The sequence below is a fragment of the Mesorhizobium sp. M7A.F.Ca.US.002.01.1.1 genome, assembly GCF_004022955.1.
GTDB classification, from domain to species: domain Bacteria; phylum Pseudomonadota; class Alphaproteobacteria; order Rhizobiales; family Rhizobiaceae; genus Mesorhizobium; species Mesorhizobium ciceri.
This window is the reverse complement of sequence record NZ_RZQE01000020.1, coordinates 21,340-30,875: the sequence shown is the minus strand read 5'-3', so window position 1 is coordinate 30,875 and position 9,536 is coordinate 21,340. Positions and strand designations below refer to the sequence as shown.

Genomic DNA, 9,536 nt, shown 5'->3' with positions numbered 1-9,536 from the left:
AAGTAGGTCCGCTGCCGCATCAGCAGGTCGAAGCTTTCCCAGGCCAGTGACACGAAATCGAGGCCGGCGGCGCAGGCGGCGGCGCGGGTGGCGATTCCGCAATCGGCCCGTCCGGTGCGCACGGCGGCTGCAAGCTCGGGACCGGTAAGGCAGGGGGGCTCCAGTCGGTTGACCTCGCCGTGGCTCGCGCCGGCATCCGTCAGCAACAAAGCGAGCAGCATGTCCGCGCCTGCGCCGCGTTGACGGACCGCAATGCGCGCGCCGGTCGCAAGTACGTCGGTCAACTTGTTGAGCGATTTCGGATTGCCTGGCGCCAGCAGCAGGCCCTGCTCGCGGCGGGCGAATCCGACCAGCACCGCATCGTACAGCCGCGGCCTCGTCGCAATCGCGGCGACATTCGGGTCCGGGTCGTCGCTGTGGAAATGGATCGCGGCGACAGACACCTCGCCGCGCAGCAGGCGTGTCACGCCGGCTTCCGTGCCTTCTGTCAGAAAGGCCAGGCCGGAGCCCGACTGACGCAGGCTCCATTCGAGCAGATCATCCTGGCTGCCACCGACAATCGGCGGCGGGTCGGATTGAATCATTCCTCCGGGCCGGACCAGTCCCGACATGACCCAATGGTCGAGTTCATGTCGGGGAAACAGCCATTTGCCGGCCACCTTGCTGCAGGGGAGGCGCTCCTGCGCAATCAGTTCGTAAAGCTTGCGTTCGCCAATGCGCAGATAGTCGGCGGCTTCAGATGTCGTCAGAAATTCCATCCTGCATTGATATGCATATTTCTGTGCCGGTTCAAGAATTTGACTCTGGCGGAAGAGTTGCAGGACATTGGCGCTGGACAGGATTGCGAGGAGCAATGTCGGAAGGGCTGGGCGCATGGCAACTGATCGCGAGCGGTGACGCGACGCTGTTTGCCATCGTGCGCCTGTCGCTCGCGGTCAGCCTTTCGGCTGTCGCGATTGCCATGGTCGCCGGCCTGCCGCTTGGCGCAATTATCGCGCTCTCGCGCTTTCCAGGTCGTTCGGCGATCGTCGTGGTGCTGAACGGTTTCATGGGCCTGCCGCCGGTGGTGGTCGGGCTGACCGTCTATCTGCTGCTATCGCGATCCGGGCCGCTGGGCGAGTTCGGTCTTTTGTTCACGCCCGCCGCCATGGTCTGCGCGCAGGCGCTGCTGGTGTTGCCCATCATCGCCGCTCTGACCCGCCAGACGGTCGAGGATCTGTGGCGCGAATATCGCGAGGAACTGAACGCGATGGAGGTCGGGCCGGTGGGCCTGGTCGCGACGCTTTTGTGGGACGGCCGCTTCAGCCTCGTCACTGCTCTGCTCGCGGGCTTCGGCAGGGCGGCGGCCGAGGTTGGCACCGTCATGATCGTCGGCGGCAACATCGATGGCTTCACCCGCACCATGACGACGGCAATCGCACTTGAAACTTCAAAGGGAAATCTGCCGCTCGCCATCGGACTCGGCCTGATTCTGATTTTTCTTATCCTGCTGATCAACGCGGCCGCCTGGGGCGTGAGGGTGTGGTCCGAGCAACGGGCGGGCTAGGGGATGCGGGCCGCTCAGAGCGATCTTCCACTTGTCTTCGATGACGTGTCGCTTATCGCTGGCGCGACGACCATACTCCAGCGGGTGAACCTGACGATCGGGCCACATGCGCCGACGGTGATCGTCGGCCCAAACGGGTCGGGCAAGACCTCCCTGTTGCGGCTTTGCATGGGGCTTACTGTACCTTCGGCCGGAACCCTGACTTGGGGCGGTCGGACCCTCTCCCCGAAGACGCGGCGTGCGATCCTGTTCCAGAAGCCTGTGATGCTGCGGCGCTCGGTGGCCGCGAATGTCGCCTACGGCCTGGCTACGGCCGGCTGTCCGCGTCGGCTTCGCGCGGCGCGCACGGAGGAACTGCTCGACCGCGTGGGTCTTCTCGATCTGGCGGCACGTCCGGCACGGCATTTGTCAGGCGGGGAGCAGCAGCGGCTGGCGCTCGCTCGCGCACTGGCGCGCCAGCCCGAGATCCTGCTGCTCGACGAGCCGACAGCCAGCCTCGATCCGGCGGCGACGCGTTTTGTTGAGCAGATCATCATCACGGCTGCCCAATCGGGCACGAAGATCATCATGGCCTCGCACCATCTCGGCCAAGTGCGCAGGATCGCTGGAGACGTCGTCTTTCTTGTCCGGGGGCGTGTTTGCGAGCATGCCGTTGCCGGCGATTTTCTGGATCGTCCCGCGACTCGGCAAGCGGCTGCCTTCGTGCGCGGCGAACTCGTGCTTTAATCAACCGGACGGAGATTGAGATGCTGACCCGCCGAATGTTCTGTGCGCTTGTGGTGCTTCTGATGCTCGCGAGCGGCGCGCCTGCCCAGGAGCAGTCGATAGTTGTGGCGTCAACGACCTCGACGCAGGATTCTGGGCTGTTTGACCACATCCTGCCGCTGTTCGAGAAGAAGACCGGCATCGGCGTGAAGGTTGTCGCTCAGGGCACCGGTCAGGCGCTCGACACCGGTCGGCGCGGCGATGCCGATGTGGTCTTTGTCCATGCCAAGGCGCAGGAGGAGAAGTTCATCGAGGAAGGGTTCGGGGTGAAGCGCTTCGACGTGATGTACAACGACTTCGTCCTCGTGGGGCCCAAGAGCGACCCAGCAGGCGTCAGCGGGACCAAGGATACCGCAGCCGCGCTGATCGCCATCGAAGCCAAGAAAGCGGCCTTCGTATCGCGCGGCGACAGGTCTGGCACCCACTCGGCCGAATTGAGTCTGTGGAAAACGGCCGGCATCGACATCGAGGCGGCCAAGGGCACCTGGTACAAGGAGATCGGCCAGGGCATGGGAGCGGCGCTCAACGCCGCGGCCGCCATGAACGCTTATACGCTTTCCGATCGTGGTACCTGGCTGTCATTCAAGAATCGGGGCGAGTTGGGCATTGCCGTCGAGGGTGACAAGCGGCTGTTCAACCAGTATGGCGTCATGCTGGTGAATCCGCGGAAGCATCCAAGTGTCAAAGCGGAGGCCGGCCAGCGCTTCATCAATTGGCTGATCTCTGCGGAGGGGCAGAAGGCGATCAGCGAGTACAAAATCGACGGCCAACGGCTCTTCTTCCCAAACGCGCAGCACGAGCGTTCCTGAAGCTTGTTGCAAACCGGCTCGGGTCTGCTTCACTATCGGGCCATGACGAGAACACTTTCTCCGACAGGCGCGCTCACCACCCTTGACAAGGCGCTCGCAGGGCTGCTCGACGGTGTGATGCCCGTAGCCACCTGCCTGGTTCCGCTCGATGAGGCTCTTGGGCGCGTGGCTGCCGGGATGCCGGCTGTCGTGCCGGCGCAGCCTGCGCGCGATATCGCTGCCATCGACGGCTGGGCGTGTCGCGCCTTTGATCTCGTGGGAGCGTCGGCCTATTCGCCAGTAGCATTGCCGACCCCGCCCCTCTGGGTGGAGACGGGCGATGCCATGCCTGGAAATCGTGACTGTGTGCTGCAGGCCGGTCTTATCGATTGCGATGGACCGGTGATCCAGGCGGCATCTGAAGCCGCGCCTGGCCAGGGTGTGCGCCGGATGGGCGAGGACATGGCGGCGAACCGCCCGCCAACATTTGAAGGAAAGACAATCGGCGTCGCTGACCTGCTGGTCGCTCGCAAAGTGGGATTGAGCCAACTTGCCGTACGGATTCCGTGCGTGCGTGCGATCGACGTCTCTGCCGAGAGCCACGAGACATTCTCCCTGCGGCTCGTGGTCGAGAGCCTGGGTGCCTCTGGAGCTTCGATTGCCGAAATAGAGGCCGTCGAGCGTGACGCGACAGCGATCGCTGCCGCTCTTGATGGCGAGTCCTGCGATTTGCTGCTCCTGATCGGCGGTACTGGCGATGGCTGCGCCGATGTGACCGCCGAGGCTCTCGCGCGGCGCCGGGTTCTGCTCGCGCATGGCATTGCTCTGCGGCCCGGGGGGACAACGGCGATAGGGCGGCTCGGCAAGACACCGATCGTCGCATTGGCCGGATCGCCGCAACAGGCTTTCGCGGGGTTCCTTGCACTCGTCCAGCCAGTCTTGGACCGCCTGTCGGGCAGATCTGAACGGTCCGGCATTATCTTGCCACTCTCGCGGAAAATTTCATCCGCGGTCGGGCTTTGCGAGATCGTTCTGCTCGCAAAGGAGCGGGATGTGTGGACACCGCTCGCTGTCGGCGACTTTTCGCTGGACGCCATGCGTCTTGCCGACGCCTGGCTTGCAGTTCCTGACGATAGCGAGGGGTATGCCGCCGGCACGCCTGTCGCCGCCGTTCCGCTCCGCAACTTTTGATCGGTGTTCCGCCATGACGCATTCTCCAACATCGGCCCAGCAGAACAGCGGCCAGGAGCAGTTCCTGACCATACTATCGCGCGAAGCTGCACTGGCGCGCTTCGAGGCCGAGCTGTTTCCCCGCCCACTACCGACCGAGAAGCGGACGCTGGCCAACGCGCTGGGGCTGGTTCTTGCCGAGGACGTCGCAGCGCCGGTCGACGTGCCGCCGTTCGACCGCTCAAATGTCGACGGCTTCGCGGTGCGTGCAGCCGACCTCGCCGTCGCCTCTGAACCGCGTCCCGTTCGGCTTGCGCTCAATGCGGAAGCGATTGCCTGCGGCACGGTTCCGCAGTTGCCCGTTCTGACCGGAACCGCCACGTCCATCGCAACCGGCGGACCGCTGCCCCGCGGCGCGGACGCGATCGTCATGGTGGAGCACACCCATCCCGCCGGGTTGAGTGCCATTGAGGTGGCCCGCAGCATCTCGCCCGGCCAGTTTATCTCCAACGCGGGATCGGACATGGCGCGAGGAGAAGTCTTGCTGCGTGCCGGAACCGAAATCGGCTCGCGCGAGATCGGCATGCTCGCTGCCTGCGGAATCGCACAGCTGACAGTGGCTCGCAGGCCACGCGTGGCCGTGATCTCCACGGGCGATGAACTCGTTCAGCCGGGCGAGCCGTTGCGACCGGCCGGCATCTATGATGCCAACGGCCCGATCATCGCTGCGGCTGTCACTGAAAATGGCGGCGAGGCGCATTTTCTCGGCGCCTTTCCCGACGACGAGGCGAAACTTGAGAAGGCTATGCGCGAGGCGCTCGCCGCCCACGACGTGCTGATCCTGTCGGGCGGCACGTCCAAAGGGGCAGGGGATGTCACGCATCGCATTATCGGCCGACTGGGCAAGCCCGGTATCATCGCCCACGGCGTGGCACTGAAACCCGGAAAGCCACTTTGCCTGGCTGTGTGCGAGGGCAAGCCGGTCATCATCCTGCCGGGATTTCCGACCTCGGCCATGTTCACCTTCCATGACATGGTGGTACCCGCCCTGCGGCGCATGGCGGGGCTGCCGCCGCGCGTCGATACTCAGGTCACCGCAAGCCTTCCGTTGCGGATTCCTTCCGAACTCGGGCGGACCGAATTCGCCATGGTTTCCCTTGTGCAAGGGCAGGGAGGATTGACGGCCTATCCGACCGGCAAGGGCTCGGGAGCGATAACATCCTTTACCCAGGCGGACGGCTTCATCCGCATCGAGGCACTCGCCGATCACGTGCCTGCCGGTGCCGACGTGGCGGTGACGCTGTTCACGCCGCGGGTCCGCGTTCCCGACCTCGTCGTCATCGGCAGTCATTGCGTCGGCCTCGATCTAGTCGTTGGCGAACTTTCGCGCCGCGGGATTTCGGTGCGCTCGCTGCCTGTGGGAAGCCTGGGCGGTCTTGCAGCGGCCAAGCGCGGCGAGTGCGATCTCGCCCCCATCCATCTCTTCGACCCGAAGACGCGGATTTACAACGCGCCTTTCCTCGGTGACGGTCTCGAACTCGTGCCAGGCTGGCGGCGCATGCAAGGTTTGGTATTCCGCCAAGGGGACGAGCGTTTCGAGGGCCTCGGCGCGGAGGAGGCGGTCCGTGCGGCGCTCGCCGACCGCGATTGCATGATGGTCAACCGCAACCAAGGCTCGGGAACGCGCATCCTGATCGACCAGCTCCTCGGCGTGGAACGCCCGGACGGCTACTGGAATCAGCCGCGCTCGCACAATGCCGTCGCCGCGGCGGTGGCGCAAGAGCGCGCCGACTGGGGTGTCACCATCGCGCCCGTCGCGCGTGCGGCGGGGCTCGGTTTTATCGTGCTGACCGAAGAGCACTACGACTTCGCAATGATCTCTGCGCGAAAGGAACGGCCTTCGGTGCACGCATTCCTCGAGGCTCTCCGGACCGACGAGGTCCTTCTGGGCCTGGAGCGCGCTGGGTTCAGCCGGCCGGGTTAGCAGAAAGCAACGCGGCCAGGCGCTCAGCTTCGGCAAGATCCTCGACCGTGTTGGCGTTGAAGAACGGGTCCACCGGCTCGACGGGCCAGGATACGGTGGCAAGGCGCTGGCGGGCGGTCCACCGGTCAATCTTGCGGAGACCCTCGTTGGTCAACGCATGCCGCAATTCATCCCGCAGCGCGACTTTCCAGAGCCCGATGACCGGATGCGCCTGGCCGCCGGATGCCGCCACCGCCAAGTCTGCTTTCTCTGTGATGCGCGCCTGCTGGAGGCGTGCAACGAGGTCGCTCGGCAGGAAGGGACAATCGCCGGCAGCGCTGACCACCCATTCTACACCCGGCCTGTTCCCCGCCGTCCAATCGAGTGCGGCGAGTATGCCGGCAAGAGGTCCCGGATAGCTCTCGATCGTGTCGGCGGCAACGGGCAGGCCAAAGCGGGCGAAGCGAGCGGGGTCGCCATTGGCGTTAAGAACGAGCCCGTCGCATTGCGGCGCTAGCCGTTCGATGACATGCTCAAGCATCGTTCGTCCGCCGATCACACGCGTCGGCTTGTCTCCGCCGCCCATGCGCCGACCCAGACCGCCGGCGAGCACCACGCCCAGCGTTACGGTTCCCTCAGTCGTCATGCTCGGCACCCTTGCGGCGGTGGCGCGGCGCTTCCTCACCGACCGAAGCGAGGTCCTGGTCGAAGACGATCCGCTCCTGGCCCGAAAGCACGGTGAAGCGCTTGCCGCGCGCCCGGCCGACCAGCGTCAGCCCCACCTGGCGGGCCAGCGCCACGCCCCAGGCTGTGAAGCCGGAGCGCGAGATCAATATCGGAATGCCCATCCGCACCGTCTTGATCGTCATCTCGGAGGTCAGCCGCCCGGTCGTGTAGATGATCTTGTCTGCCGGATCGACGGTGTGGCGGTACATCCAGCCAGCGATCTTGTCGACGGCGTTATGGCGCCCGACGTCCTCCATATAGCAGATTGGCGTGCCCTCCCTGCAAAGGACGCAGCCATGAATCGCGCCTGCTTCCAGATAGAGCGACGGCGTGGTGTTGATCTTGCGCGTCAGCTCGTAGAGCCAGGAGGTGCGAAGCTCAGCGGGCGGAAGTGTGATGTCCTCGATCGCCTCCAACACGTCGCCGAACGCAGTGCCTTGGGCGCAACCCGAGGTCTGCGTCCGCTTTCTGAGCTTCTGCTCGTAGTCGGTGTTGCGCTCGGTGCGAACGACCACGACCTGCAGGTCTTCGTCATACTCGACATCCGTCACCACGTCGTCAGGCAGAAGCATGTTCTGGTTCAGCAGATAGCCAAGCGCAAGATATTCAGGGTAATCGTTGACCGTCATCATGGTGACGATCTCCTGCGCGTTGAGATAGAGCGTCAGGGCACGTTCTATCGGTACGCGGACCTCCACCGTCGCGCCTGTATGGTCGACGCCCGCGACCAACTCGGTCAGCCGTCGGTCTTGCGGGTCGGGTGTGATGATGGCGTGTTCGGGTTGGCGTCTCATCAAATGCATGGCAGTCTCCTGACGTCGTATTCTGGCTCGCCACTGCTCTGGCCTGATGTATCTTACAGGTGTTCAACCGAAGCTAATTAAAAAAAAGCTCGGATTGATGCGATTGCTGCCAAGGCGGCACCCTCGTGCAATTGGAACATAAATGGCGCAAATCTCGGATGACTGCTTCGCTTTCGGCGGACCGATGCGGCCCATCGACGAGACCGCCGCGCTCATCGCCTCGAAACTGAGTGCTGTGCAGGAGGTCGAGGCGGTCTCGCTCGTGCTGGCGGATGGACGCTTCCTGGCGAGGGAGATGGTCGCACCGCTGCCGCTGCCACCCTTCACAAATTCCGCGGTCGATGGGTATGCCGTGCGAGGGGCCGACCTGCCGCAAACCGTCAAAACGGCGTTCCCCGTTGCCGGGAGGGTTCAGGCCGGCATGGCGCCGGATGAACCTGTGCTGCCCGGCCAAACGGTGCGCATTTTCACTGGCGCTCCAATGCCCAAGGGGGCCGATACAGTGTTCATGCAGGAAGATGTGAGCGTGGACGGATCTGGCCGGGTCATTCTCCCGCCCGGCTTGAAAACGGGTGCCAATGTCCGTGCTATGGGTGAAGATGTCGCACTGGGTGAAGGCGTCCTCCCAGCCGGCCACCGGCTGCGGCCGCAAGATGTCGCGCTGGCCGCCGCATTGGGATTCATCGAACTCCAGGTCAAGCGCAGGATACGTGTCGCAGTGTTCTCGACCGGGGACGAAATCGTTGCGCCTGGAGACCTGCGCGGACCAGCGCAGCTTTTCGACTCGAACCGCTTCATGCTTACGGCAATGCTCGCTCGGCTCTGCTGCGACGTCACCGATCTCGGTATCCTGATGGATGACAGCCGCCTGATTGCCGAAAAGCTGCGCGAAGCGGCATCGAGCCATGACCTGATCCTGACTTCGGGCGGTGTGTCGACGGGCGAGGCCGACTGCGTGAAGGCCGCTGTCGAGAGCGCCGGAACCTTGGTGTTCTGGCGCGTCGCGATCAAGCCGGGCCGGCCCGTCGCCATGGGCGTGATCGATGGAATCCCGCTGATCGGACTTCCTGGCAATCCGGTGGCAAGCTTCGTCACCTTCGCCCATATTGCCCGCCCTGCGATCCTCGCGCTCGTCGGGGCGCGGCTGCAACCGCCGATCCCGATCGCTGTGCGGGCCGGCTTTTCTTACAGCAAGAAGCAGGGACGGCGCGAGTATGTACGAGCAAACGTGCACGCGACCGCGGATGGTTCCTACGAGGCGACGAAGTTCCCCCGAGAAGGCGCCGGACTGCTTTCATCTCTGGTCGCCACGGACGGTCTCGTCGAACTGGGTGAGGAGATAGTCCATGTCGAGCCGGGCCACACGGTCAACTTCCTCGCCTATTCCAGTCTTCTGTGACAGCCGTCCGGCCGCGCCAGAAGCAGGAGCCAAGACCCCAACGCTCCAATTGACGATGCCACGCCCCGTCGGGCATCATGCTGGCCATGATGACCACGACGAAGCTGGATCTGACCGGGCTTAAATGCCCCTTGCCCGCACTGAAGACGCGTAAGGCGCTGAAAGCCTTGAGGCCAGGCGATCGGCTCGAGGTTCACTGCACGGACCCACTGGCGGTCATCGACATACCAAATCTTCTCACTGAAATGGGAGAACGCCTTGAATCGACGGAACGCGACGACGATCGGATCGTGTTCGTGATCGAAAAAGCGCAAGCTGCGACGATCTGAAGGGTTGCACCACATCTCCCGCGGTTCCACGATATGACCTGGCAACG

The 9,536-nt window shown here is 64.1% G+C and carries 10 protein-coding genes; 7 read left to right on the top strand and 3 right to left on the bottom strand.

Going from position 1 to position 9,536, the window contains the following annotated elements; all coding sequences use genetic code 11:
• Positions 1-758 (bottom strand): helix-turn-helix transcriptional regulator (locus EN932_RS04580; RefSeq protein WP_128368750.1); only part of this gene is annotated, 758 nt, incomplete at its 3' end.
• A gap of 95 nt (positions 759-853) precedes the next feature.
• Between EN932_RS04580 and EN932_RS04575 the strand changes: the two genes are divergently transcribed.
• Genes EN932_RS04575 through EN932_RS04555 form a run of 5 tightly spaced genes read left to right on the top strand, consistent with a single transcriptional unit; the run spans position 854 to position 6,253 of the window.
• On the top strand, positions 854-1,546 hold the full coding sequence (locus EN932_RS04575; RefSeq protein ID WP_064994245.1) for an ABC transporter permease: 693 nt from the start codon (positions 854-856) through the stop codon (positions 1,544-1,546).
• Between the two features lie 3 nt (positions 1,547-1,549).
• Positions 1,550-2,272: an ATP-binding cassette domain-containing protein gene (locus EN932_RS04570; protein WP_064994246.1), complete on the top strand. Its 723-nt coding sequence runs from the start codon at positions 1,550-1,552 to the stop codon at positions 2,270-2,272.
• A gap of 20 nt (positions 2,273-2,292) precedes the next feature.
• Positions 2,293-3,120: an extracellular solute-binding protein gene (locus tag EN932_RS04565; RefSeq protein WP_128368748.1), complete on the top strand. Its 828-nt coding sequence runs from the start codon at positions 2,293-2,295 to the stop codon at positions 3,118-3,120.
• 3 nt (positions 3,121-3,123) lie between these two features.
• The gene (locus tag EN932_RS04560; RefSeq protein ID WP_318014165.1) at positions 3,124-4,290 is read left to right on the top strand and encodes a molybdopterin-binding protein; all 1,167 of its coding nucleotides are present in this window, start codon (positions 3,124-3,126) and stop codon (positions 4,288-4,290) included.
• A 13-nt stretch (positions 4,291-4,303) separates the two neighbouring features.
• Positions 4,304-6,253, top strand: a complete 1,950-nt coding sequence (locus EN932_RS04555) for a molybdopterin biosynthesis protein (protein WP_127371677.1) — start codon at positions 4,304-4,306, stop codon at positions 6,251-6,253.
• Here EN932_RS04555 and mobA read toward each other — a convergent pair.
• Both mobA and EN932_RS04545 read right to left on the bottom strand, forming a co-directional pair.
• Entirely contained in the window at positions 6,237-6,878 is a 642-nt protein-coding gene (gene mobA, locus EN932_RS04550; RefSeq protein ID WP_164753851.1) for a molybdenum cofactor guanylyltransferase MobA, read from the bottom strand. The genes EN932_RS04555 and mobA overlap by 17 nt on opposite strands.
• On the bottom strand, positions 6,868-7,761 hold the full coding sequence (locus tag EN932_RS04545) for a formate dehydrogenase accessory sulfurtransferase FdhD (protein WP_064994250.1): 894 nt from the start codon (positions 7,759-7,761) through the stop codon (positions 6,868-6,870). Before EN932_RS04545 ends, mobA begins: the two co-directional genes overlap by 11 nt.
• 142 nt (positions 7,762-7,903) lie before the next feature.
• On the opposite strand from EN932_RS04545, the gene glp reads away from it, so the two are divergent.
• Positions 7,904-9,160 carry a gephyrin-like molybdotransferase Glp gene (gene glp, locus EN932_RS04540; protein WP_128368747.1) on the top strand — a complete coding sequence of 419 codons (1,257 nt, stop codon included), beginning with the start codon at positions 7,904-7,906 and terminating at the stop codon, positions 9,158-9,160.
• Between the two features lie 89 nt (positions 9,161-9,249).
• Entirely contained in the window at positions 9,250-9,489 is a 240-nt protein-coding gene (locus tag EN932_RS04535) for a sulfurtransferase TusA family protein (RefSeq protein ID WP_064994283.1), read from the top strand.
• The last annotated feature ends 47 nt before the right edge of the window (positions 9,490-9,536 follow it).